Below are 24,439 nucleotides of genomic sequence, written 5' to 3'. Positions count from 1 at the left end.
GTCCGGGCATCGTGTTTCACGTGAAACGTCGCTCTCTGCTGCACGGAATCATCAGCCGCGGTCGTGCGGCTGCGTCCCCCCGCCAACACAAGGCCGCAGGGGGGACGGAGTTGTCCACATCGGTGGATTCATCCACAGGAGTTCGGGCCCCGCTGGTTCGCGGCCCCGGTGACATGGCAGGCTCTGTTCATCGCGAGCCTGATGCCGAGGAGAGTGACACCGTGCGGTCCGACGCCAACCTCGCGGGGCCGATGGCCGATCCGGTCCCCGGTCCCCGCTCTGAATCGCCGGGCGAGGATGTTTCACGTGAAACATCGCCTCCGCCCCTTGTAGACAACGAAGACACCCCGATCGGCCGAGCCGCCCAGCTGGCGGTCGACGCGCTGGGGCGTGCGGGTGAAGGCCTGCCCCGCCCGGCTCAGACCCGGATCATGGTCGTGGCCAACCAGAAGGGCGGCGTGGGCAAGACCACGACGACCGTCAATCTGGCGGCCTCGCTCGCCCTGCACGGTGCGCGGGTGCTGGTGATCGACCTCGACCCGCAGGGCAATGCCTCCACGGCTCTGGGTATCGACCACCACGCGGATGTGCCGTCCATCTACGACGTGCTCGTGGACAGCCGGCCGCTGCTGGAGGTCGTCCAGCCGGTGGTGGACGTCGAGGGCCTGTTCTGCGCCCCGGCCACGATCGATCTGGCAGGAGCCGAGATCGAGCTGGTGTCTCTGGTGGCCCGTGAGAGCCGGCTTCAGCGGGCGATCCAGGCGTACGAGCAGCCGCTCGACTACATCCTGATCGACTGCCCGCCCTCGCTGGGTCTCCTGACGGTGAACGCGCTGGTCGCGGGCGCCGAGGTGCTCATCCCGATCCAGTGCGAGTACTACGCCCTGGAGGGTCTGGGGCAGCTGCTGCGCAATGTGGACCTGGTGCGGGCGCACCTGAACCCGACGCTGCACGTCTCCACCATCCTGCTGACGATGTACGACGGCAGGACGCGGCTGGCCTCGCAGGTGGCGGAGGAGGTCCGTACGCACTTCGGCAAGGAGGTGCTGCGGACGAGCATCCCGCGCTCGGTGCGCATCTCGGAGGCTCCGAGCTACGGGCAGACGGTACTCACGTACGATCCGGGTTCCAGTGGCTCCCTCTCCTACCTGGAGGCGGCGCGGGAAATCGCGCTGCGGGGAGCCGGAATCCATTACGACGCCCAGCATGCCCATCTGGGCGCGGGCACGAACAGCACGCAGAGCATGGCGGAGGGGATCCAGTGAGTGAGCGACGTAGGGGTCTGGGGCGGGGGCTCGGCGCGCTCATTCCCGGCGCTCCCCAGGAACAGCAGGCACCGGGAGTGGGCGCCGGGTCGACGTCTCCGTCAGCGGTGCCGGTACTGACTTCGGAGCGGGGTGTCGCCGCGGCGAAGCTCGCCGCGCTGGCGCAGGCCGATGTTTCACGTGAAACATCGCCGACGGTCGCCCTGGCGAGTGTGCCTGAGCAGGCGGCGCCGGAGGTCGGTGCGGTAGCGGGGGCGACGTTCGCGGAGCTTCCGATGGACGCGATCACACCGAACCCGCGGCAGCCCCGCGAGGTCTTCGACGAGGACGCGCTGGCGGAGCTGGTGACCTCCATCCAGGAGGTGGGCCTGCTCCAGCCGGTGGTGGTGCGGCAGTCCTCGCCCGGGCGCTACGAGCTGATCATGGGCGAGCGGCGCTGGCGGGCGTGCCGTGAGGCCGGGCTGGACGCCATTCCGGCGATCATCCGGGCCACGGACGACGAGAAGCTGCTGCTGGATGCCCTCCTGGAGAACCTGCACAGGGCGCAGCTGAACCCCCTGGAGGAGGCGGCCGCGTACGACCAGCTGCTCCGGGACTTCAAGTGCACGCACGACCAGCTGGCGGACCGGATCGGGCGTTCGCGCCCGCAGGTGTCGAACACGCTGCGGCTGCTGAGGCTCTCCGCCTCGGTGCAGCGCCGGGTGGCGGCGGGTGTGCTGTCCGCGGGCCACGCGCGGGCGCTGCTGTCGGTGGAGGACTCCGAGGTTCAGGACAAGCTGGCGCACCGGATCGTCGCCGAGGGGCTGTCGGTGCGCGCGGTCGAGGAGATCGTGACCCTGATGGGCTCGGAGCCGACGAGCACCGTGAAGCCGAAGGGGCCGCGGGCGGGTACCCGGGTCGCTCCGGCGCTCAGTGAGCTGGCGACCCGTCTGTCGGACCGCTTCGAGACCCGGGTGAAGGTGGACCTGGGCCAGAAGAAGGGAAAGATCACCGTCGAGTTCGCCTCGATGGAGGATCTGGAGCGGATTCTGGGGACGCTGGCCCCGGGCGAGGGACGCGTGCTCGAGCAGGGTCTGTCCGGGGAGTAGGCCGCAAGGCCCACGAGGAGTCGAGGGGCGGGACGTGCCGGACATCCGGTACGGCCCGCCCTTTTGCCGTACCGGATACGATGCGTGTATGGGTCGTCGGTTGGTACCGCTCACGCTGGACAACCTCCAGGACCTGCCCCGACGTTGCCGCACCTGCGTGTTCTGGGAGCTGGATCCGGTCAGCGGTGAGGCCGCCGTGAAGGCGGGCACTCCGGAGCTGGAGAAGGAGGCGTGGATCTCCGCCGTCCTGCTGGAGTGGGGATCGTGCGGCCGGGTGGTCTACGTCGACGAGGTCCCGGTGGGCTTCGTGTTGTACGCGCCGCCGGCGTACGTGCCGCGGTCGAACTCGTTCCCGACCAGTCCGGTGTCTCCGGACGCGGTGCAGCTGATCACCGCGTGGATCATGCCCGGGTATCAGGGGCAGGGCCTGGGGCGGGTGATGGTCCAGACGGTCGCGAAGGATCTGCTGAGACGGGGCTTCAAAGCGATCGAAGCGTTCGGGGACGCCCGCTGGGAGCGCCCGGCGTGTCTGCTGCCTGCCGACCACCTGCTGTCGGTGGGCTTCAAGACGGTACGGCCTCACCCTGTGCACCCGAGGCTGAGGCTGGAGCTGCGCTCGACGCTGTCGTGGAAGGAAGACGTGGAGCTGGCGCTGGACCGCCTACTGGGTGGGGCGCGCGCTCGAACGGAGCCGGCGCTGCGCCCGCTGTGACAGCGGTGGGGCATGTGCGAACGGATAACCGCCGGACAACCGCGGGACCATGCGCGAACGGGGCCGCCCCCTGGGAGGGGCGGCCCCGTTTCACGTGAAACATCGCTGCGTCAGACGGCCTTGACCTCGATGAAGCCGTCGAGGTCGCGCAGGATGGCGGCCTTCGGCTTGGCGCCGACGATGGTCTTGACGACCTCGCCACCCTGGTAGACGTTCAGGGTGGGGATCGACATGACGCCGTACTTGGCAGCCGTGCCCGGGTTCTGGTCGATGTTGAGCTTGACGATCTCGATCTGGTCGCCGTACTCGGCCGCGATGGCCTCCAGGGACGGGGCGATCTGGCGGCACGGGCCGCACCATTCGGCCCAGAAGTCCACCAGCACGGGCTTGTCGCTGGTCAGGACCTCGGTGTCGAAGTCGGCGTCGGTCACAGTCTTGAGAGCCACAGCGGCCTCCAACCTTCCTGCAGGGGTGTGGGGTGAGGGGGGTGGTTCGGGGTCAGACGGCCGCGTGGGCCTTCTCGGCGTCCGCGAGGGCCGCGAGGAAGCGCTCCGCGTCGAGGGCGGCCGAGCAGCCGGTACCGGCGGCGGTGATCGCCTGGCGGTAGGTGTGGTCCACGACGTCGCCGGCGCCGAAGACACCGGTGAGGTTGGTGCGCGTGGACGGCGCGTCGACCTTGAGGTATCCCTCGTCGTCCAGGTCCAGCTGGCCGGTGAACAGCTCGGTGCGGGGGTCGTGGCCGACGGCGATGAAGAGGCCGGTCACGGGCAGCTCGGACGTCTCACCGGTCTTGGTGTTGCGCAGGGTGAGGCCGGAGAGCTTCTGCTCGCCGTGGATCTCGGCGACCTCGCTGTCCCAGGCGAACTTGATCTTCGGGTCCGCGAAGGCGCGGTCCTGCATGGCCTTGGAGGCGCGCAGGCTGTCGCGACGGTGGATGATCGTGACGCTCTTGGCGAAGCGGGAGAGGAAGGTCGCCTCCTCCATCGCGGTGTCGCCGCCGCCGACGACGGCGATGTCCTGGTCCTTGAAGAAGAACCCGTCACAGGTGGCGCACCAGGAGACACCGCGGCCGGACAGGGCGTCCTCGTTCGCGAGGCCGAGCTTGCGGTGCTGGGAACCGGTCGTGACGATGACGGCCTTGGCGCGGTGGACGGTGCCGGCGGTGTCCGTCACGGTCTTGATCTCACCGGTGAGGTCGACGGCGACGATGTCGTCGGGCACGAGCTCGGCACCGAAGCGCTCGGCCTGGCCACGCATGTTGTCCATCAGGTCAGGACCCATGATCCCGTCCTGGAATCCGGGGAAGTTCTCGACCTCGGTGGTGTTCATGAGGGCACCGCCGGCGGTGACGGCACCTTCGAAGACCAGGGGGTTGAGCGAAGCGCGTGCGGTGTACAGGGCGGCCGTGTAACCGGCCGGCCCGGAGCCGATGATGATCACGTTTCGTACGTCGCTCACGGGTTCTTTCCTCGTCTCTGCGGACTGCGTGCTGCCTACCGGGGGCCGGTGCGGACCTTCACCCCACCCAACGGATCCTACGGCGCGCGCATTCCCCACTTTTCCCAGTGCCGCCCCGAACGTGTCAGGTCCGGGGATACGTGCTGGTCAGGAGGGGCTTCGCGGGGCTGGACACCGGGGTGTTCTCGCAGTTGCTGCCGATCAGGTAGGCGTCGACCCTGGCGGGGTCCCCCTTGTGCGGCAGGACGACGAGGTAGACGTCGGCGCCCTGGTAGCTGCCGCGTTCCACGGCGATCGGGGTGTCCGGGCGACCGGTGGCGGCCTGGACGCAGGGCGGGAGCGGGGAGGCCTGGCGGTCGGCGGGGGCGAGCCCGGGAGAGGTGTTCTCCATCCCGTACGTGTTGTTCTTCTCCCCCTGACCGCTCTGCTCGTTTCCGGCGGAGAGGAGCTGCCGGACGCTGTCCTGGAGTCCCTGGGCCGTGTACGAGCCGTCAGCGGAGGGCGGGCGTACGGACGTCGCCGCGTCGGTGCGGGCTGCGGTGTCGTGCGAGGTGGTGCCCGTGAGGCCGTTGACCAGGATGACGGCGAGGGCGCAGGCGGCGGCTCCGGCCAGTCCGGCGAGCACCGCGATCCTGCGGCGGGCCCGGCGGCGTCCTGGGCCGGTTGGGCCGGCCGGGTGACCGGAGGGCCGTCGGGCCTCGGTTCCGGGGAGCCGGGCGGGCGATGTTTCACGTGAAACATCGCCGTCGGCGAGGGACGCGCTGTCGGCCGCGGCCTCGTTCCGGTGGGAGGTGGAGTCGAGCAGCGCTTCGGCGGCGAGGGCGGCGTCGATCCGGCCCGCGATGTCGGAGGGCATGCGGGGCGGCCCCGGCAGGGTGCCGAGCAGGGCGCGGATCTCCTCGAGGGAGGCGCGTACGTCGGCGCACAGGGCACATTCACCGAGGTGGTGGCGCACCTCGGCGGTGCGGGACGGGGAGAGCAACCCTTCGGTCAGGTCGGAGATCTCCGAGACGTCCGGGTGCCGGATCGTGCCGGTCGTGCCGGTTGTGGGGCTCACGGTCGTCCACCTCCGCCCTTCACTGCGTCTGGGTCTGGATGCCTGGGTTCTGCCGCCGGTGGGACGGCTGTGCCCGGCGTCCGGTTCCTTCCCCGCTCGGTGGCGGTGTTATCCCCGGCATCGGCGCGCAGATGAGTGAGCATCGGTACGAGTTTTGCCCGGCCGCGTGCGCACCGGCTTTTCACGGTGCCGGTCGGGACATCGAGGATGCGGGCCGCTTCGGCCACCGGGTATCCCTGCATGTCGACGAGGACGAGCGCGGCCCGCTGATCGGCGGGAAGGGTCCTGAGGGCGGCCAGCAGCTGGCGATGGAGGTCCTGGCGCTCCGCCGGGGCCTCGGCGGACTCATGGGGCTCCAGGAGGCGCTCCAGGCGGTCCGTGTCGTCGATCGGGGAGGTCCTGCGGGAGGCGGCCTTGCGGGCGCGGTCGAGGCAGGCGTTGACGGTGATCCGGTGCAGCCAGGTCGTGACGGCTGATTCGCCCCGGAAGGTGTGGGCGGCCCGGTAGGCGGAGACCAGGGCGTCCTGCACGGCGTCGGCGGCCTCCTCCCGGTCGCCGAGGGTACGCAGGGCCACGGCCCACAGCCGGTCCCGGTGACGGCGTACGAGCTCGCCGAAGGCGTCGGGGTCCCCGGCGGCGTGCAGGGCCAGGAGTTCCTGGTCGCTGCGGCCGTCTGCCGTTGCTTCGTGCGTCACACCTCGCTCCCTTCCGGGATGGAGATTAGGGCCTGCGTCGGCCGAGCACGAGGGCCACTTGCCGCGCGACCGTACGGGAAAGCCGCGTGGCCGGACGGGATCCCGGTCCGGCCACGCGGCTTCCCCGTACGGCGGATGCTTCAGGAACCCGTACCGAGCACCTTGATCTCGCTGATGCCTCCCCGGTAGCCGCCCGTGCCGTCGGAGGGCAGTTCCGTGATGTGGACCAGCACGTAGCGGGTCCGGATCGGGGTCTCCAGCGTGCTCTGGAGCTTCTTGCCGGTGTTCTCCGGCTTGGTGATCTGCTGGGTGAAGTCGGAGAAGGACTCGTGTGCGGAGGCGTCGGGGGCCGCGGCGCTGACCTGGACCCGCTGCCCGGGGACGTACAGGTCTATGTCGAGCCCGGACACGTTCTGGACGCTGCCCAGGTCGACGATGATGCCGCTGCCGTCCTTGCGCCCTTCCAGGTTGCCGAAGTTGGCCCAGCCCACGTACCGCGGGGTGATCCAGGCCGTTCCGGCGTCACCGTCGACGGACTTTCCGGCGTCCTCCGGCTTGACCGCGTCCCCGTCGGGGGCGATGACGCGGGCGTGGGAGAGCGCGAGCGGCTTGCCCGGCTCCGGCTTCTTCGGGGCGTCGTCGCTCTTGTCGGTCTGCGTGTTGGTGCTGCCGTTGTTGCCGCCCTGGCTGCCGTGGTTCAGGAGGGTGTCGGCGAGCTGCCAGCTGCCCAGGCCGAGGGCGGCGATCAGCAGGGCGGCGACGCCCCACTTGAGGGCCCGGCCGGTACGGCTCTGCAGCGGAGGCGGCGGAGGCGTGACGGCGAGGCTCTGCACGGTGCTCAGACCCGAGTGCGCGGGACGGCCGTAACTGCCCTGCTGGTAGGTGGTGTGCTGGTACTCGGGCGGTGCGGTGAAGGCGGGCTCCGGCGGCCGGATGCGGGGCATCGCGGCGACGGCCTTGGCCAGTTCCTCCGGGGTGGTGCAGGCGGGCTCCTGACGGGACGCCGTGGCCCCGTCGTTGGCGAGCGCGCGCATGGCGAGCTCGCCCAGGCCCCGGTGGACGCCGGCGCGGACCTGGTCGGGTGCGATCAGGCCGACGCCCTTGGGCAGGCCGGCCAGGCCGTAGGCGTCGTTCTCGTACGGCCAGCGCTGGGTGAGGGCGGCGTACAGGAGCGCACCGATGGCCTCGGTGTCGGCCTGCTGCGGGGTGTCGCTGGTGATGCCGCGCAGGGCGGCGTTCACGGCGAGGCCGCGGATCCGGTACTGGCCCGTGGAGGTGCGCAGTATCGCGCTGGGCGTCAGCCGCAGGTGGGCCAGACCCTCGCGGTGCGCGGCGGTCATGGCCTGGGAGATCTGGCTGACGAGCTGGTAGGCCTCGTGGGCCTCCAGGGGGCCCAGGGCCAGGATCGCGGTCAGCTCGGTGGCGTCGGGCAGCCACTCGTGGACGACGTAGACGAGGTCGTTCTCCTCGACGGCATCGAGGACCTGGACGAACCGGGGGTCGCCGAGCAAGGCGGAGGAACGGGCGGCGGCCAGCACGGCCCGGGCCCGGGGGTGGTCGGCGGGCAGGAGATGGACGCCGACCGCTCGGCGCAGTTTCTCGTCCATCGCGCGCCAGCTGCTGAATCCGTCCAGACGGGTGACGCACTCCTCGAGACGGTAGCGTCTGGCGAGCTTGTGGCCGCTGTGCAGTTCTGGTGCGGCCACCGGGGCCGGGTTGGTGCGTTCGCCATCCGTTTCGGGCATGGATCCGTCCGCGGCTCGTCCGTTCTGGGTGTCCACCCCGTCGGCCGTGGCCTTGGCCGCCTCTGCGGCCGGCGGCTCGTCGCCGCCGTTGTCGGCCACGTCGACGGCAGCTGTGCTACGTTCCGCCACCGTCGTCCCTGCCTCCCCATCCGTTGCGCGCTGTCGGCCAGTCTGCGAAGCCATGCCAATTGTGCCCACAGTCCGGCGCTGTGCACGACACGCGATGGGGTGCTTGACCATCGACGGGTCTGTGCATCAGCGCCCCAGTCGGCCGCGGACCATTCCGACCATCGCGTTGAGCTCTTCGATCCGCATCCGCTTCGCGGCGATGAGGAACACGGCGGCCAGGGCGATGAACCCGGCCACCAAGGCTGCGAGGGAGCCGGCGGCTCCGTTGCCCAGCCACTGGGTGACCGCGTAGGCGGCGGCGCCCGCCACGACGGCCGCCGGTACGCAGGCGCCGATGAGGCGAGTGTAGGTGCGCATCACGTGGGCGCCGTCGAGGTCCCCGCCGAGCCGGGTGCGCAGGCGGCGCCAGGCGACACCGACACCGACGGCGTAGCCGAGGCCGTAGGCGGCGGCCATGCCGACGACGGCCCAGCGCTCGGGGAGGACCACGAAAGCGAGGGCCGAGACGCCCGCGTTGACGGCGGCGACGATGACGGTGTTGTAGAAGGGCGTCCGGGTGTCCTCGTAGGCGTAGAAGCCGCGCAGGACGACGTACTGGACGGAGTACGGGATCAGGCCCAGGCCGAAGGCCATGAGGATGAAGCCGATGTTCTGGGCGTCGTCCGCGCCGGAACCGGCGTACAGCAGCGTGGCCATCGGGACGCCGAGCGAGAGGAACGCGAAGGCGCAGGGCACGATCGCGACGGCGGAGGTGCGCAGACCGTAGGAGATGTCGTCGCGGACCGCGGCGGCGTCGCCGTCGTGGGCGGAGCGGGAGATGCGCGGCAGGACGGCCGTCATGACGGAGACGGTGATGATGGCCTGCGGCATCTGCCACAGCAGCAGGGCGTAGTTGTAGCCGGTGATGCCGGTACCGCCGTGGCCCTGCTTGTCGGCGACCTCGCCCGCCCAGGTGGCGAGCTGGGTGACGACGACCAGGCCGAGCTGGTTGGCGAGGACGAAGAAGAAGGTCCACTTGGCCAGGCCGGCGGCCTTGCCGAGGCCGTGGCCCCTCCAGTCGAAGCGCAGGCGCGGCTTGAAGCCGGCGTCGCGCAGGTACGGGACCATCGCGAGGGACTGGACGACGAGGCCGAGCAGGGTGCCCAGGCCCAGCAGGCGGACGCCCTCGGGGGTGATGCTGGACTCGGTCACGCCGGTGCTGGTGAAGCCGCCGAAGGCCCAGATGAAGGTGCAGAACGTGGCGATGACGACGATGTTGTTGAGGACCGGGGTCCACATCATCGCGCCGAACCGGCCCCGGGCGTTGAGGATCTGACCCAGGACCACGTGCACGCCCATGAAGAACATGGTCGGCAGGCAGTAGTGGGCGAAGGCGACCGCGACTTCCATCCGGTCCGGATTGTCGGCGATTTTCTGCGACATCATGCTGATGAACAGCGGCGCGGCGAGCACGCAGATGGTGGTGACGGCGCCCAGCAGGACCACGACGAGGGTCAGCAGGCGGTTGGCGTAGGCCTCTCCCCCGTCGTCGTCGTTCTTCATCGCACGGACCAGCTGCGGGATGAAGACGGCGTTGAGGGCGCCGCCGCCGACGAGGACGTAGATCATCGTCGGCAGGGTGTTGGCGACCTGGTAGGTGTCGTTCAGCGTGACGACGCCGATGGCGCCGCCGATCACGAGGGTCCGCAGGAAGCCGGTGATACGGGAGACGATCGTGCCGGCGGCCATCAGGGCGCTGGACTTCATCAGGCTGGAGGCCCGCCCGGCGGGCTTGCTCGGAGCCGGGGCAGCGACGGGTGCCTCCTCGGCGGGAGTGCGGGGGGCCGCTTCCTGGTCCCGGTAGAGGTGGGCGAAGGCGTTCGGTTCCGGCTCGTCCTCCGCGGCCTGGGTCACCAGGGAGTCCACGCCGACGAACTGGGTGGTGGCGGCGTGGTCCCCGTACGGCATGTGGCGGGACGGACCGTCCGGCTCGGGCGGCGGGGTCTGTGCCCAGATCCGCGGGTCCGGGCCGTGGGAAGGGGCCTGCGGGGCCGCGTAGAGCGGTCCGGGCTCCTGGTAGGTGCCCGGCGGCGGCGGAGGGTGCGAGGCCCGGTCGTACAGGACCTCGGCGACGGGGTCCTGAGCCGACAGGTCCTGCGACCGGTAGGGGTCGTAGTCGTAGGCATCCTGGACATACGGGTCGTGATCCGGCGCGGGTGCGGGCGGAGGAACCTGCCCGGGCACCGGGGCACCCGGAGCAGTGCCCTGGGAGGGCGCTGGCCCACCAGTGCCCTGCGCGCGGTCACCGTCGTACGGCGCGTTCATCGAAACCCCACCTCATCGTCCCCAGGCCGACCGGCCACGGCATCGCTTTAACGGTCCACTGTCTCACCCGCGCCGGACCCGCTGTTGCTTTGCGGTCCGGTGTCCGGGGACTCGTCACTCGGCTGCGTGCTCTCCTCGGCGGAGGCACGAGCCGCGACGCGCTTGCGGCTGGCATACATCTTGACGCCTGCGAGGACGAGCAGCAGCACGCCGCCCGCGATGACGAGCATGACGGTGGACGTGATCTCGGTGGCCTCGACGGTGAACTTGCGTTCCTTGCCGTAGGGGACGCCTTGCTTGGTGAAGAGCTGCGCCGTGACCTCCACGGGACCGCTCGCGGTGGCGTTGGCATCGAACTTCAGAGTCTGGCTGTGGTCGGCCTGGACGGTGACCTCCTGCTCGGCCACCCCGCTGTCGCCGAACATCAGACGGGTCGGGTTGGCCGACTTCACGCGCAGGACCAGGTTGTGGACGTCCTGGACCAGGCTGTTCTGGACGCTGACCGGGATGGTCGCGCTGTGCCCGGACAAAGTGGCGTCCGACTTGGGGATGACCTTGACCTTCTCGGTCAGACCGATCAGGTACTCCTGCACCTCGTCCCGGTAGATGGCGGCCTCCTCGGGGCGGCCGCGCCAGGAGGTGGACATCTCCCGGTTGGTGGTGTTGCCGAAGGGGATCTCCACGCGCTCCGGCGCCGCGAGGATGACCTTGAAGTGGTCCAGGGTGTTCTGCGTGGTGCGGATCTTCTCGAACGCCGACACCGGCAGTTCCTGCTTGCTCAGGGACTCCGGGTACTGGCCGGCGCCGGGAACCTGCGTGGCGGCGCCCGGATCGGGCTTGGCGGCGGCTGCGGCCTCCAGGTCCGCGGGCTGGCTCCAGCGGCCGCCCTGGAGCGCGCGCAGGGCCGCGGCCATCGTCTGGACCTGGCTGACGGACGGCATCCGCTGCGGGGTGACGACGAAGCTGCGCTGGTCCTCGCTGCCCTGCAGGTTGAGCGCGAGGCTGTGGGCGAGGAACTGCTGCACGGCCAGGGTCGAGTTCCCGGCGCTGAGCATGTCGCCCTCGAACGCGGTCGAGAGCTGGGCGTCGGCGACGACGGCGGTGGTGCCCGTACCGATGGGGCGGGCGGCCGTGGGCGTGTAGCCGAGGGCGCCGGTCTCCTGGAGGCTGTCGCTGCGGGTCAGGACGTTGTGCGCCCCGGCCGAGGTCGCGACGTTGACGATCGAAGGATCGATGGCGCCGTTCACCGGCCAGGAGAAGTCCGTGGACGGGGTGACGTGCAGGACCGTCTCCACCGCCTGTTTCGCCTTGTCGGTGGCGGGCCGCAGCTGCCCCAGGGTGCCGGAGACGTCCTTGCCGCGGTGGGCGAGGGAGGCGATGTCGGGGTCGGCGAAGGGCAGCGCGACGACCTTCTTGCCCTGTACCGCGGTCTCCAGGTCGCTCAGCCACTTCTCGGCGACGGCCTTGTTCTTGCCCTGGATGGGCTTCCCGGCGGGGTCGGGGTTACGGATCCGGTAGCCCTTGGCCATCGCGTCGACCGTGTAGAGCAGGTCGGGGTCGATGACCCAGGTGATCGGCAGGTCCTTGCCGAGCGAGACCATCTGCTCCAGGCGGCCGCCCGGAGCCAGCTCGGTGGCGAGGGAGTCGTTGAGGAAGACCGGCGTCTGGGTCTCGTCCGAGCCGGTCTCCGCGGTCACACGGGTGGTGGCGATCAGCGGCCACGCGTAGGTGAGGTAGGAGCGCTTGGCGGCAGCCTCGGGCTGCCAGGGCAGGAAGGTCCGCTGGATCCCCAGCACCTGCTCGTACCGGCGGCTGTCGGTCTCCCCGGACACGGAGACGCCGAGCTGGTAGACGCCGTCGTTGCCCAGGTCCAGCTTGTTCACCGGCACCTTGATCGTGAAGTTCTGGCTGACCTTGGAGGGCAGCGAGTCGATCTTCACCGCGAAGGCCGGGTCGATCTCGGCCGGATCCGCGCCGGGGCGGAAGCCGCTGCGCTCCGCCACCTCGTCGATGGCCGAGCGGTCCCCGACCACGGGCCCGACCCGCAGCCCGACGTGGGCGCCCTTGATCGTCTCGCGGCCGTTGTTGACCACGGTGCCGGAGATCGTCAGCGTGTCGGTCTTGACCGGAGCGCTGGGGCTCACCTCACCCAGCTGGATGTCCACGGGCGACTCCGCGGCCTGGGCCGGCGGCGCGGGGGCATAGACCAGGGCGGCGAGAACCGGTGTCCCGGCGAGCATGACGACTGCCCTCCGGAGCCAGCGGCGCCGGGCAGGGGCGGGGATTGCCCCCTGGATGTCTGCCGCCTCGGCCACGCGTTCGCCCGTCCTCGAAGTGTCAGTGGTCGTCGGTTGTGCGTCCACGCATGGTAACGAGGCCCGCTGTGTGCGAGTGCCGCGCCTTGCTCCACATGATCGGCCCCCCTCCCGGGGCGGTGCGCGCGGGGTGCCCGCAAAACACGGCGGCCCGGGCCGGGCGGGCCACGTACCCTTTTCTGTTGTGCCGAACGCCAATGAAGACAACCCCAGTGCCCTGAGTCAGGTGCAGCTCCGCGCGGTCAGTGAACTGCTGCGGGTCGCCCCTGTCGCCGACGAGCTCGGCCGCCGGTTCCAGGAGGCGGGCTTCCGCCTCGCCCTGGTCGGAGGGTCCGTTCGCGATGCGCTGCTCGGGCGTCTCGGCAACGACCTCGACTTCACCACGGACGCCCGCCCCGAGGACGTCCTGAAGATCATCCGGCCCTGGGCCGACTCGGTCTGGGACGTCGGCATCGCCTTCGGCACGGTCGGGGCGCAGAAGCTCGGCTTCCAGATCGAGGTGACCACTTACCGTTCGGAGTCGTACGACCGCACTTCGCGCAAGCCCGAGGTCTCCTACGGCGACTCGATCGAGGCCGACCTGGTCCGCCGGGACTTCACGGTGAACGCGATGGCGGTCGCGCTGCCCGAGAAGGAGTTCGTGGACCCGCACGGCGGCCTGGTGGACCTCCAGGAAGGCGTTCTGCGCACGCCTGGCACCCCGCAGGACTCCTTCTCGGACGATCCGCTGCGGATGCTGCGCGCAGCCCGTTTCGCGGCGCAGCTGGACTTCGAGGTCGCCCCCGAGGTCGTGGCGGCGATGACGGCCATGTCCGAGCGGATCGAGATCGTCTCGGCGGAGCGGGTGCAGGGCGAGCTGAACAAGCTCCTGCTGTCCGCGCACCCCCGCAAGGGCCTGGGCCTGCTCGTGGACACCGGGCTGGCGGACCGGGTACTGCCCGAGCTGCCCGCCCTGCGGCTGGAGAGTGACGAGCACCACCGGCACAAGGACGTGTACGACCACTCGCTGATCGTGCTGGAGCAGGCGATCGACCTGGAGGAGGACGGCCCGGACCTGGTGCTGCGACTGGCTGCCCTGCTCCACGACATCGGCAAGCCGCGCACCCGCCGGTTCGAGAGCGACGGCCGGGTCTCGTTCCACCACCACGAGGTGGTGGGCGCGAAGATGACCAAGAAGCGCATGACCGCGCTGAAGTACTCCAACGACATGATCAGGGACGTGTCCCGGCTGGTGGAGCTGCACCTGCGCTTCCACGGCTACGGAGACGGCGAGTGGACCGACTCCGCGGTGCGCCGCTACGTCCGCGACGCCGGCCCGCTGCTGGAGCGCCTGCACAAGCTCACCCGGTCCGACTGCACCACCCGCAACAAGCGCAAGGCCAACGCGCTCTCGCGGACCTACGACGGCCTGGAGGAGCGGATCGCGCAGCTCCAGGAGCAGGAGCAGCTGGACGCGATCCGGCCCGACCTGGACGGCAACGAGATCCAGCAGGTGCTGGACGTCGGTCCCGGTCCGGTGATCGGCAAGGCGTACGCGTTCCTGCTGGAGCTCCGCCTGGAGAACGGCCCGATGGAGCGTGAGGCGGCGGTGGCGGCCCTCAAGGAATGGTGGGCCGGCCAGGCCTGAGTCGCACCGGCCGAGCGATGTTTCACGTGAAACATCGCTCGGCCGAGGCCTTCAGCGGCCGCTTGCAGGGGCTTGCAGGGGCTTTCAGGGGCGATGTTTCACGTGAAACGTCGCCCCTGCCGTCGTAGCAGCGCCGCCGTGAGGCCGTAGAGGAGAGCCACGCTCACGAGCAGGGTCACGGACTGCCCGTCGACCGGGAGCATGAGCGAGGACACGGCGGCCGCGCCGACGAAGGCCACGTTGAACAGCACGTCGTAGACGGAGAAGACCCTGCCGCGGAACTCGTCCTCCACCGTGGACTGGATGACGGTGTCGGTGGAGATCTTGGCGCCCTGGGTGGCGAGGCCGAGGACGAAGGCGGCGACGAGCATCGGGCCGACGGCGAAGAACAGGCCGAGGGCAGGGACGAGGACGGCGGCCACCGCGGCGCAGAAGGTCATCCAGCCGAGATTGCCGAGGCGGCCGACCGCCCAGGGCGTGATGACGGCGGCCGCGAAGAATCCCGCGCCGGAGACCCCGATGGCGATGCCCAGCAGGGCCAGGCCGTCGGATTCGTTCTGGGACCAGGAGTAGCGGCAGAGCATCAGCAGCATCACCGTGAGGGCGCCGTAGCAGAACCGCATCATGGTCATCGCGGTGAGCGCCTGGGCGGCCTCCCGGCGGGCGGCCAGGTGCCGCAGGCCCTCGGCCATGCCCCGCACGGTGAGGACCACTCCTTCGGCCACGGACGGGTGGAGCCGGCCCGCGGGGTGGTCGGGCCCGAGGAGCCCGATGGCCAGGCGCAGGGAGACGAGCGCGGCACACAGGTAGAGCCCGGCGCCGAGCAGCACGACGAGGGCGTTGGAGTCGGAGGCCAGCAGCCTTACGAGGAAGGCCAGACCCCCTCCGGCGGTCGCCGCGAGGGTTCCGGCGGTGGGGGAGAGCGCGTTCGCGGTGACCAGCTGGTCGGGGCCGACGACCCGGGGCAGGGACGCGGCGAGCCCGGCCAGGACGAAGCGGTTGACGGCGGTCACGGACAGGGCCGAGGCGTAGAACAGCCAGTCGGGGACCTGCGCGACGATCAGCACGCCGGTGACGCAGGCGAGGAAGGCGCGCAGCAGGTTGCCGTAGAGGAAGACCTGGCGGCGCCGCCAGCGGTCGAGCAGTACGCCGGCGAAGGGGCCGATGGCCGAGTAGGGCAGCAGCAGTACTGCCATGGCCGAGGCGATGGCCGCGGGCGAGGCCTGCTTCTCGGGGGAGAACACCACGTAGGTGGCGAGGGCGACCTGGTAGACGCCGTCGGCTGCCTGGGAGAGCAGCCGTACGGCGAGCAGGTTGCGGAAATCCCTCAGGCGCAGGAGTACGCGCAGATCACGTACGGCAGGCATGAGGGCAAGGGTCACATACGCCGAGGGTCCCCGGGCACATTGCCCGGGGACCCTCGGCGGAAGAACAGTCGAAGTCCAGGTGTCCGCGGGGACTTTTGGGCTTCGGGCTGCGTCTTGCTGAACGCTGCGAGCCGCTTAGCGCTCGACCTCGCCCTTGATGAACTTCTCGACGTTCGCGTAGGCCTCGTCGTCGAAGTACTGAACCGGCGGGGACTTCATGAAGTAGCTCGAAGCCGAGAGGATCGGGCCACCGATGCCGCGGTCCTTGGCGATCTTCGCGGCGCGCAGGGCGTCGATGATGACACCGGCGGAGTTCGGGGAGTCCCACACCTCGAGCTTGTACTCGAGGTTCAGCGGGACGTCGCCGAACGCGCGGCCCTCAAGGCGGACGTAGGCCCACTTGCGGTCGTCGAGCCACGCGACGTAGTCGGACGGGCCGATGTGGACGTTCTTCTCGCCCAGCTCGCGGTCCGGGATCTGCGAGGTGACGGCCTGCGTCTTCGAGATCTTCTTCGACTCGAGGCGGTCGCGCTCGAGCATGTTCTTGAAGTCCATGTTGCCGCCGACGTTGAGCTGCATGGTGCGCTCAAGACGGACACCGCGGTCCTCGAACAGCTTCGCCATCACGCGGTGCGTGATGGTGGCGCCGACCTGGGACTTGATGTCGTCGCCGACGATCGGGACACCGGCCTCGGTGAACTTGTCAGCCCACTCCTTGGTGCCGGCGATGAAGACCGGGAGGGCGTTGACGAAGGCGACCTTGGCGTCGATGGCGCACTGGGCGTAGAACTTCGCCGCGTCCTCGGAGCCGACGGGCAGGTAGCAGATCAGGACGTCGACCTGGCGGTCCTTGAGGATCTGGACCACGTCGACCGGAGCCTCGGCGGACTCCTCGATGGTCAGGCGGTAGTACTTGCCCAGACCGTCCAGGGTGTGGCCGCGCTGCACGGTCACGCCCGTGTTCGGGACGTCGCAGATCTTGATGGTGTTGTTCTCGCTGGCGCCGATGGCGTCCGAGAGGTCGAGGCCGACCTTCTTCGCGTCGACGTCGAACGCGGCGACGAACTCGATGTCACGCACGTGGTAGTCGCCGAACTGGACGTGCATCAGACCGGGGACCTTGGCCGCCGGGTCGGCGTCCTTGTAGTACTCGACGCCCTGCACCAGCGAGGCGGCGCAGTTGCCCACGCCGACGATGGCTACGCGAACCGAACCCATTCCGGTTGCTCCCTGTTTGTTCTCGGACGAGGCCTGCGAGATGCAGGTCTCACTTTGCAGTTTCGTCGGACGGACCGGGTCGTCTCTGATCCCGTCCCGCCCGCTCGCTCTCGATGAGCTCGTTCAGCCACCGCACTTCGCGCTCCACGGATTCCATTCCGTGACGCTGCAGCTCAAGCGTGTAGTCGTCGAGCCGCTCCCGCGTACGGGCGAGTGAGGCGCGCATCTTCTCCAGACGCTCCTCCAGCCGGCTGCGGCGGCCCTCCAGCACCCGCATGCGCACTTCTCGCTCGGTCTGACCGAAGAAGGCGAAGCGGGCGGCGAAGGACTCGTCCTCCCAGGTGTCTGGGCCGGTGTGGGAGAGGAGCTCTTCGAAGTGCTCCTTACCTGCTGCCGTCAACCGGTAGACGATCTTGGCGCGGCGCCCTGCGAGTGAAGCGGCGAGAGCGTCCTCCGGGGCGTTGCCCGGTTCTTCGATCAACCAGCCGTTGGCGACGAGCGTCTTGAGGCAGGGATACAGCGTTCCGTAGCTGAACGCTCTGAACACCCCCAGCGAGGTGTTGAGCCGCTTGCGGAGCTCATAGCCGTGCATGGGGGATTCGCGAAGCAGGCCGAGGACGGCGAACTCGAGGATGCCTGAGCGCCTGCTCATCCGCCTGCTCCTCCTCTGCCTCTGAGTTTATGTCGAGCTGATGTATCGACTCGATACATCCAGACGATAGAACGGGTGGCCTCCGGCGACAAGGGGTGATGTGGTGACCGGCGTCACATCACCAATTCGTCGTACACAAGTTGCCTGATTTGGGGTGAACTTCGGCACTGGTTGGGTTTTGACCGTGCGTAGTCTGTGCGGCATGACACCGGGGGGACCGGAATTGACCTGCCGCTTCCAGGCCACTCGCCTGCCCGAGGAGTAGTCGTTCGATGAGCGAGCATCGCCGCAAACCGCCGCAGCCCCAGGGCGGCGGCCGCGCCGCGTCCCGCCGGGCCGGCCAGCAGCGCCCCGCCCGTGGCGCCGGGACGGGGCGTGGCGTCCCCACCGCGTCGCCCAGCACGCCGTACGGAGAGCCGTCAGCCCACGGCAGCCGGGCGGACGCCCGCAGAGCCGCCCAGAGAGGTCCCGCCGCCCGAGGCCGGGGCGGGGGCAAGGCGGGCGGACGCGGGAAGGGTACGGGCCGCCCGGACAACCGGCTCATCAACTACCCGCGCTCCGACAGGGACGGCTGGAAGCGCTTCGTCCCGTCCTGGAAGTTCGTGAGCGGCACCGCACTCGGGTTCTTCGCGGTGGTCATCGCGGGCGCCGGCGTCGGTATCGCCATGGTGAACAAGCCCGACGTCAACAAGGCGGCGAAGGCCCAGAACAACGTGTTCTTCTGGGCCGACGGCAGCCAGATGGTCGCGACAGGCGGTTCGATGAACCGGCAGATCGTGCAGATCGACCAGATCCCCCTGTCGATGCGCAACGCCGTGATCGCCGCGGAGAACGAGTCCTTCGACACGGACAAGGGCGTCGACCCGATGGGTATCGCCCGTGCCGTGGTGAACATGGCCGCGGGCGGCTCCACCCAGGGCGGCTCGACCATCACCCAGCAGTACGTGAAGAACACCTACCTGGACTCCGAGCAGACGCTCAAGCGGAAGGTCACCGAGCTCTTCATCTCGATAAAGCTCGGTGTCTCCGAGCCGAAGGACACCGTTCTCGCGGGATACCTCAACACCGCCTACTACGGCCGGGACGCCTACGGCATCCAGGCCGCGGCCCGCGCCTACTTCGGCAAGGACTGCAAGGACCTGAACCCCTCGGAGAGCGCCTTCCTGGCCTCCGTGCTCAAGGGCCCCAACCTGTACAACCCGGACGGCGGCATCGGGGCCGTGGCCACCCCCCAGCTCAATGAGGAGCGGGCCCGCAAGCGCTGGGCCTGGGTGCTCGACCGCGAGGTCGAGGTGGGCCGGATGGACAAGTCCGAGCGCGCCAAGTACACGGAGTTCCCCGCCCGCGTCGAGTCCGAGCAGGCGCGCGGGCTGTCGGGCCAGACCGGCTACCTGGTCGAGACGGCCAAGCAGTACATGATGCGCAAGCTGCACATCACCGCGGACGAGATGGCCATCGGCGGCTACCAGATCCACACCACCTTCGAGAAGCCGAAGGTGGACGCCCTGTCCAAGGCCGTCGAGGACACCCGCAACGGCTTCCTCGACGAGAAGCTCCGGCCCGGCACCGACACGTTCGTGCAGTTCGGCGCCGCCTCGGTGGACACGAAGACCGGTGCGATCGTGGCCCTGTACGGCGGCCCGGGCATGGACAAGAAGTACTTCACCAACAACGCGGACACCCGCGGCGTGCCGGTCGGCTCGACCTGGAAGCCGTACGTGCTGGCGGCGGCGATGCAGTACGGCACCCAGAACTCGAACGGCAAGGGCCTGTCGGTCGACAGCAAGTACAACGCCAACGACCTCACGGTGATCAACAACCGTGAGGGGAAGCCGCTGCTGGGCAGCGACCGGCAGCCGTTCCGGCAGAAGAACGAGAGCACGGAAGCCTACGGGTACGTGACCTTGAACAAGGCGATGGAGGACTCCATCAACGTGCCCTTCGCCCAGCTCGTCTTCGACGTCGGCCACAGCAAGGTCCGTGAGGTGGCCAAGTCCACGGGCATCCTCGACGAGTCGATGAACCCGAACGACGACGCCTCGTTCGCGCTCGGCACCTCGACCCCCAGCGCCATCCGGATGGCCGACTCGTACGCCACCTTCGCCGCCTCGGGCACCCACCACGAGCCGTTCTCCGTGACCAGCGTGGAGAAGGACGGCAAGCCGCTGCCCGGTTTCGAGGCCCCCAAGCCGCAGCGGGCCATGGAAAACTCCATCGCGGACAACATCACCAAGGTGCTGGAGAACGTCGTCGAGAACGGCACCGGTACCAAGGCCAAGAAGCTGAACCGGCCGGTCGCGGGCAAGACCGGAACCACCGACAAGAACAAGTCGGCCTGGTTCGTCGGCTACACCCCGGAGCTGTCCACCGCCGTCACCCTGTTCCGCAGCGACCCCAACGCGAAGGGCCAGGGGCTGCAGTCCATGAACGGCGTGGGCGGCATCCCCTCCATCCACGGTGGTGACATCCCGGCCGTGATCTGGACGGAGTACATGAGCGAGGCGCTCAAGGGCACCCCGGTCAAGGACTTCCCGGAGCCCGACGAGATCGGCGTCGTCGCGAACGCCTCGGGCGCCCCCACCCCGGCCCCGCCGTCGCCCTCCGCCTCGCCCTCCGCCTCGCCCTCGCCGTCTCCGTCGAGCTCCCCGCCGACGGTGTCCCCGTCCCCGTCCAACGGGGGCAAGCCGTCCTGCAAGCCGTGGCAGCTGTACTGCGACCCGAACACCACGGGCGGGACGAACAGCGGCAACACCAACGGAGGCAACACCGACGGCGGCATGATCAACGGCGGTGCCGGCAACGGCGGTGCCAACGGGGGTGCCAACGGCGGATCGTCCGGCGGTACCGGCGGCGGGAGCGGGTTCCCGTCCTCGCCCACCTCGCACAAACCGGGCCGCCCCGGCGGTACCAGCTGGGGCACCACGACCGGCACCGGCGACTGACCGGCCGCCGCCGTCCTGACGAGGGCCGTCGCACACCGTGCGGCGGCCCTCCCCCGTGCCCGGCCCGGTACGGCAGGATGAGCGCATGACGAAGGTGCACGAGGAACGGCCCGTACTGCCCACCCAGCAGGACGAGGTCGCCGCGGCCGGCAGCGAGCTCATCGGCGGCCCGATCGGGCGCCATGCCCGGCTGGGCGGCCAGTGGCTGAGCCCCGTCCGGGTCGTGGTCCTCGTCGCGCTCGGCATGTTCGCGCTGGGCATGGTGCAGAAGCTGCCCTGCTACGACTGGGCGTGGTTCCGCGGTGCCGGCTCGCAGTACACCCACGCCTGCTACTCCGACATCCCGCACCTGTACGTCGTACGCGGCTTCGCCGACGGCCTCGTCCCCTACTGGGACAAGCTCTCCGGCGACATGGAGTATCTCGAGTACCCCGTGCTCACCGGATTCTTCATGCAGATCGCCGCCTGGCTGACCCCCGGCAGCGGCTCCATGCAGCACCGGGAGCAGATGTACTGGATGGTCAACGCGGGCATGCTGATGGTCTGCACCGCGGTCATCGCCGTGTGCGTCGCCCGCACCCACCGCCGCCGGCCGTGGGACGCCCTGCTCCTGGCCCTCGCGCCCGCCTTCGCGCTCACCGCGACGATCAACTGGGACCTGCTGGCCCTCGCCCTGACCGCGGTGGCGATGCTCATGTGGTCCCGCGGCCGGACCGTGCTGTTCGGCGTGTTCATCGGCCTGGCCACCGCGGCGAAGCTGTACCCGGTGCTGCTGCTCGGCGTGCTCTTCGTGCTCTGCCTGCGGGCCGGGAAATGGCGCGCCTTCCTGCAAGCCCTCCTGGGGGCGGCCGGCGCCTGGCTCGTCGTGAACGGGCCCGTCATGTACTTCGCCTGGGACGGCTGGAAGAAGTTCTACACCTTCAGCCAGGAGCGGCCCATCGACTTCGGCTCCGTCTGGCTGCTGATCTCCCAGCGCTCCGGCAACCCCATGACGGACGCCAACACCTACGCCACCGTCCTGACGCTGCTGCTCTGCGCGGGGATCGCGCTGCTCACGCTGACCGCCCCCCGCCGCCCGCGCTTCGCGCAGCTGGCCTTCCTGGTCGTGGCCGCCTTCATCCTGGCCAACAAGGTCTACTCGCCGCAGTACGTGCTGTGGCTCATCCCGCTGGCCGCACTGGCCCGCCCGCGCTGGCGGGACTTCCTGATCTGGCAGGCCGGCGAGGTCGTGTACTTCCTCGGGATCTGGTTCTACCTCGCCTACACGACCAGCGGGGACAAGCACCAGGGCCTGCCCGTGGAGGGCTACCAGGTGGCTATCGCCGCGCATCTCCTGGCGACGGTCTACCTCTGCGCGGTCGTCGTACGCGACGTCCTGATGCCCGAACGCGACGTCGTACGGCGCGACGGCTCGGACGACCCCTCCGGCGGTGTCCTGGACGGGGCGGAGGACGTCTTCGTGCTGTCGGACGCCGCGAGGGCGCCGCGTTACGCGACGCCCTCGGAGGGACAGCGGGTCGACTGGGGCCTCGGCCCCAGGGACTGACCGCGAGACTCAGGCGTCGAGCACCCGGTCGAACTGCGTGGTGGTGTGGCGCAGGTGCGCCACCAGCTCGTCGCCGACCTTGGGTTCACTCGCGTCCGAGGGCACGAACAGGATCGACACCTGCATGTGCGGGGGCTCCGCGAACCAGCGCTGCTTGCCCGCCCATACGAACGGCGACAGGTTCCGGTTCACGGTGGCCAGACCGGCGCGGGCGACGCCCTTGGCGCGCGGCATCACCCCGTGCAGGGCCTTGGGGGCCTCCAGGCCCACCCCGTGCGAGGTGCCGCCCGCGACCACGACCAGCCAGCCGTCGGAGGCGGCCTTCTGCTGCCGGTAGCCGAAACGGTCCCCCTTGGCCACGCGCGTGACGTCGAGGACCGCGCCGCGGTACTCCGTCGCCTCGTGGTCGCCGAGCCACAGCCGGGTGCCGATACGGGCCCGGAAACGGGTCTGTGGGAACTGCTGCTGGAGCCGCGCCAGTTCCTCGGCCTTGAGGTGGCTGACGAACATGGTGTGCAGCGGCAGGCGGGCCGCGCGCAGCCGGTCCATCCAGCCGATGACCTCCTCGACGGCGTCGGAGCCGTCCGGGCGGTCCAGCGGCAGGTGCAGGGCGAAGCCCTCCAGCCGGACGTCCTCGATCGCGGACTGGAGCTGGCCCAGGTCCTGCTCCGAGACGCCGTGGCGGCGCATCGAGCTCATGCACTCGATGACCACGCGGGCGCCGACCAGGCCGCGGACCCCGTCCACCGAGGACACCGAGCGGATCACCCGGTCCGGCAGCGGCACCGGTTCCTCGCCCCGCCGGAACGGGGTGAGGACCAGCAGGTCACCGCCGAACCAGTCCTTGATGCTCGCGGCCTCGTACGTCGTCCCGACGGCCAGGACGTCGGCGCCCATACGGGTCGCCTCCTCGCACAGCCGCTCGTGGCCGAAGCCGTAGCCGTTGCCCTTGCAGACCGGGATCAACCCGGGGAACTGGTCCGCGACCTGCTTCTGGTGCGCACGCCAGCGCGCGGTGTCGACGTAGAGCGTGAGCGCCATGCCCGTCCGGAGCCTCTCTGGAAAGCCGCTTGGTGCAGCGGTGCTGTGTGTATGGGTGGGGCGGAAGTGCCGGTCAGCGGCGCGACATGTAGATGTCGAGCGCCTTGTGCAGCACCTTGTTGAGCGGGAAGTCCCACTCGCCGACGTACTCGACGGCCTCGCCGCCCGTGCCGACCTTGAACTGGATCAGACCGAACAGGTGGTCGTTCTCGTCCAGCGTGTCACTGATGCCGCGCAGGTCATAGACGCTCGCCCCGAGCGCGTACGAGTCGCGCAGCATCCGCCACTGCATCGCGTTCGAGGGACGCACCTCGCGCTTGTGGTTGGCGGAGGCGCCGTACGAGTACCAGACGTGCTGGCCGACGGTGAGCATCGTGGCGGCTGCCAGCGGCTCCCCCTCGTGCGTCGCGATGTACAGGCGCATCCGGTTGGGGTCCTCGGAGTTGAGGGCCGTCCACTGGCGCTGGAAGTAGCTGAGCGGGCGCGGGCGGAACTTGTCGCGCTCGGCCGTGATCTCGTACAGGTGCTGCCAGGTCGGCAGGTCGTCGTAGCCGCCCTGGACCACCTCGACGCCGGCCTTCTCGGCCTTCTTGATGTTGCGGCGCCACAGCTGGTTGAAGCCCTTGAGGACATCGTCCAGCGAGCGGTTGGCCAGCGGCACCTGGAAGACGTAGCGGGGCTGGACGTCGCCGAATCCGGCGCCGCCGTCCTCGGCCTGCTGCCAGCCCATGCGGCGCAGCTTGTCGGACACCTCGAAGGCGCGGGGCTCGATGACCGAGGCCTCCACGTCGCGCAGGCGCTTGACGTCCGGGTCCTGGATGCCGGCCTTGATCGCGGTCGCGTTCCAGCGGCGGATGACGACGGGCGGGCCCATCTTCACGGTGAAGGCGCCCTGCTGCTTGAGGTGCGCCAGCATCGGCTGCAGCCACTCCTCGAGATTCGGGGCGTACCAGTTGATGACCGGGCCCTCGGGGAGGTACGCGAGGTAGCGCTTCACCTTGGGCAGCTGGCGGTACAACACGAGGGCGGCACCGACGAGTTCACCGGACCCGTCGAACCAGCCGAGGTTCTCCGAGCGCCACTCGTTCTTCACGTCGGCCCACGCCGGGACCTGGCAGTGGCTAGCGGAGGGCAGGCTCTGGAGGTACCCCAGATGCTGCTCTCGGCTGATGGTCCTCAGGGACAGGCTCATGCGGGGTGTCTCCTCCGGCGGCTTCGCTGGCTATGGCGCGAAGCCTACTGCGACGGGGGCGCCACCCTTATGGGGGACGGGCCGGG

Annotated in this window: 18 protein-coding genes; 6 read left to right on the top strand and 12 right to left on the bottom strand. The window is 69.8% G+C overall.

The window, feature by feature from the left end; all coding sequences use genetic code 11:
- Positions 1 to 173: 173 nt before the first annotated feature.
- The 3 genes from ACZ4TG_RS05310 to ACZ4TG_RS05300 all read left to right on the top strand — a co-directional run bounded on the left by ACZ4TG_RS05310 (position 174) and on the right by ACZ4TG_RS05300 (position 3,065).
- Positions 174 to 1,265: a ParA family protein gene (locus tag ACZ4TG_RS05310; protein ID WP_468159991.1), complete on the top strand. Its 1,092-nt coding sequence runs from the start codon at positions 174 to 176 to the stop codon at positions 1,263 to 1,265.
- Positions 1,262 to 2,353, top strand: a complete 1,092-nt coding sequence (locus tag ACZ4TG_RS05305) for a ParB/RepB/Spo0J family partition protein (RefSeq protein WP_468159990.1) — start codon at positions 1,262 to 1,264, stop codon at positions 2,351 to 2,353. Before ACZ4TG_RS05310 ends, ACZ4TG_RS05305 begins: the two co-directional genes overlap by 4 nt.
- 88 nt (positions 2,354 to 2,441) lie before the next feature.
- Entirely contained in the window at positions 2,442 to 3,065 is a 624-nt protein-coding gene (locus tag ACZ4TG_RS05300; RefSeq protein ID WP_468159989.1) for a GNAT family N-acetyltransferase, read from the top strand.
- A gap of 110 nt (positions 3,066 to 3,175) precedes the next feature.
- On the opposite strand, the gene trxA is transcribed toward ACZ4TG_RS05300, so the two are convergent.
- From trxA to ACZ4TG_RS05265, 7 genes are all read right to left on the bottom strand, one after another.
- The gene (gene trxA / locus ACZ4TG_RS05295) at positions 3,176 to 3,523 is read right to left on the bottom strand and encodes a thioredoxin (RefSeq protein ID WP_468159988.1); all 348 of its coding nucleotides are present in this window, start codon (positions 3,521 to 3,523) and stop codon (positions 3,176 to 3,178) included.
- A gap of 40 nt (positions 3,524 to 3,563) precedes the next feature.
- Entirely contained in the window at positions 3,564 to 4,523 is a 960-nt protein-coding gene (trxB, locus tag ACZ4TG_RS05290) for a thioredoxin-disulfide reductase (protein WP_468159987.1), read from the bottom strand.
- Between the two features lie 124 nt (positions 4,524 to 4,647).
- Positions 4,648 to 5,580: an anti-sigma factor family protein gene (locus ACZ4TG_RS05285; protein WP_468159986.1), complete on the bottom strand. Its 933-nt coding sequence runs from the start codon at positions 5,578 to 5,580 to the stop codon at positions 4,648 to 4,650.
- On the bottom strand, positions 5,577 to 6,275 hold the full coding sequence (gene sigM, locus ACZ4TG_RS05280) for an RNA polymerase sigma factor SigM (RefSeq protein WP_468159985.1): 699 nt from the start codon (positions 6,273 to 6,275) through the stop codon (positions 5,577 to 5,579). Before sigM ends, ACZ4TG_RS05285 begins: the two co-directional genes overlap by 4 nt.
- A 140-nt stretch (positions 6,276 to 6,415) precedes the next feature.
- Positions 6,416 to 8,149: a protein kinase family protein gene (locus ACZ4TG_RS05275; RefSeq protein WP_468159984.1), complete on the bottom strand. Its 1,734-nt coding sequence runs from the start codon at positions 8,147 to 8,149 to the stop codon at positions 6,416 to 6,418.
- Between the two features lie 126 nt (positions 8,150 to 8,275).
- Positions 8,276 to 10,453 carry a murein biosynthesis integral membrane protein MurJ gene (murJ, locus tag ACZ4TG_RS05270; protein WP_468159983.1) on the bottom strand — a complete coding sequence of 726 codons (2,178 nt, stop codon included), beginning with the start codon at positions 10,451 to 10,453 and terminating at the stop codon, positions 8,276 to 8,278.
- Between the two features lie 47 nt (positions 10,454 to 10,500).
- Positions 10,501 to 12,768 carry a DUF6049 family protein gene (locus ACZ4TG_RS05265; RefSeq protein ID WP_468159982.1) on the bottom strand — a complete coding sequence of 756 codons (2,268 nt, stop codon included), beginning with the start codon at positions 12,766 to 12,768 and terminating at the stop codon, positions 10,501 to 10,503.
- A gap of 184 nt (positions 12,769 to 12,952) precedes the next feature.
- Between ACZ4TG_RS05265 and ACZ4TG_RS05260 the strand changes: the two genes are divergently transcribed.
- A complete protein-coding gene (locus ACZ4TG_RS05260) occupies positions 12,953 to 14,395 on the top strand; it encodes a CCA tRNA nucleotidyltransferase (protein ID WP_468159981.1) in 1,443 nt (480 codons plus the stop codon).
- A gap of 98 nt (positions 14,396 to 14,493) precedes the next feature.
- Here the strand turns inward: ACZ4TG_RS05260 and ACZ4TG_RS05255 are convergent, their stop codons facing one another.
- From ACZ4TG_RS05255 to ACZ4TG_RS05245, 3 genes are all read right to left on the bottom strand, one after another.
- Positions 14,494 to 15,762, bottom strand: a complete 1,269-nt coding sequence (locus tag ACZ4TG_RS05255) for an MFS transporter (RefSeq protein WP_468159980.1) — start codon at positions 15,760 to 15,762, stop codon at positions 14,494 to 14,496.
- A gap of 135 nt (positions 15,763 to 15,897) precedes the next feature.
- Positions 15,898 to 16,980: an inositol-3-phosphate synthase gene (locus ACZ4TG_RS05250; RefSeq protein WP_362043965.1), complete on the bottom strand. Its 1,083-nt coding sequence runs from the start codon at positions 16,978 to 16,980 to the stop codon at positions 15,898 to 15,900.
- Positions 16,981 to 17,029: 49 nt separating this feature from the next.
- Positions 17,030 to 17,632 (bottom strand): PadR family transcriptional regulator, encoded by a 603-nt coding sequence (locus tag ACZ4TG_RS05245; protein WP_136210355.1) that lies wholly within the window; start codon positions 17,630 to 17,632, stop codon positions 17,030 to 17,032.
- Positions 17,633 to 17,904: 272 nt separating this feature from the next.
- Here ACZ4TG_RS05245 and ACZ4TG_RS05240 point away from each other — a divergent pair, with 272 nt between their 5' ends.
- Together ACZ4TG_RS05240 and ACZ4TG_RS05235 are read left to right on the top strand one after the other, a co-directional pair.
- A complete protein-coding gene (locus ACZ4TG_RS05240) occupies positions 17,905 to 20,574 on the top strand; it encodes a transglycosylase domain-containing protein (protein ID WP_468159979.1) in 2,670 nt (889 codons plus the stop codon).
- Between the two features lie 85 nt (positions 20,575 to 20,659).
- Complete coding sequence (locus tag ACZ4TG_RS05235; protein WP_468159978.1) at positions 20,660 to 22,120, top strand: glycosyltransferase family 87 protein; 1,461 nt, start codon at positions 20,660 to 20,662, stop codon at positions 22,118 to 22,120.
- A 9-nt stretch (positions 22,121 to 22,129) separates the two neighbouring features.
- Here the strand turns inward: ACZ4TG_RS05235 and ACZ4TG_RS05230 are convergent, their stop codons facing one another.
- A complete protein-coding gene (locus ACZ4TG_RS05230) occupies positions 22,130 to 23,161 on the bottom strand; it encodes an alanine racemase (protein ID WP_468159977.1) in 1,032 nt (343 codons plus the stop codon).
- Between the two features lie 73 nt (positions 23,162 to 23,234).
- The gene (locus ACZ4TG_RS05225) at positions 23,235 to 24,353 is read right to left on the bottom strand and encodes a lipid II:glycine glycyltransferase FemX (RefSeq protein ID WP_468159976.1); all 1,119 of its coding nucleotides are present in this window, start codon (positions 24,351 to 24,353) and stop codon (positions 23,235 to 23,237) included.
- Between the last annotated feature and the right edge of the window lie 86 nt (positions 24,354 to 24,439).

The organism is Streptomyces sp. NPDC028314, assembly GCF_055565795.1.
The sequence above is the reverse complement of the archived record's forward strand: the minus strand, read 5'-3'. Positions and strand labels throughout refer to the sequence as shown.

Coding starts and splice junctions, on each gene's coding strand:
- ACZ4TG_RS05310 (WP_468159991.1), top strand. CDS start 174: ATGGCAGGCTCTGTTCATCGCGAGCCTGATGCCGAGGAGAGTGACACC.
- ACZ4TG_RS05300 (WP_468159989.1), top strand. CDS start 2,442: ATGGGTCGTCGGTTGGTACCGCTCACGCTGGACAACCTCCAGGACCTG.
- murJ (WP_468159983.1), bottom strand. CDS start 10,453: ATGAACGCGCCGTACGACGGTGACCGCGCGCAGGGCACTGGTGGGCCA.
- ACZ4TG_RS05255 (WP_468159980.1), bottom strand. CDS start 15,762: ATGCCTGCCGTACGTGATCTGCGCGTACTCCTGCGCCTGAGGGATTTC.
- ACZ4TG_RS05250 (WP_362043965.1), bottom strand. CDS start 16,980: ATGGGTTCGGTTCGCGTAGCCATCGTCGGCGTGGGCAACTGCGCCGCC.
- ACZ4TG_RS05245 (WP_136210355.1), bottom strand. CDS start 17,632: ATGAGCAGGCGCTCAGGCATCCTCGAGTTCGCCGTCCTCGGCCTGCTT.
- ACZ4TG_RS05240 (WP_468159979.1), top strand. CDS start 17,905: ATGAGCGAGCATCGCCGCAAACCGCCGCAGCCCCAGGGCGGCGGCCGC.
- ACZ4TG_RS05235 (WP_468159978.1), top strand. CDS start 20,660: ATGACGAAGGTGCACGAGGAACGGCCCGTACTGCCCACCCAGCAGGAC.
- ACZ4TG_RS05230 (WP_468159977.1), bottom strand. CDS start 23,161: ATGGCGCTCACGCTCTACGTCGACACCGCGCGCTGGCGTGCGCACCAG.
- ACZ4TG_RS05225 (WP_468159976.1), bottom strand. CDS start 24,353: ATGAGCCTGTCCCTGAGGACCATCAGCCGAGAGCAGCATCTGGGGTAC.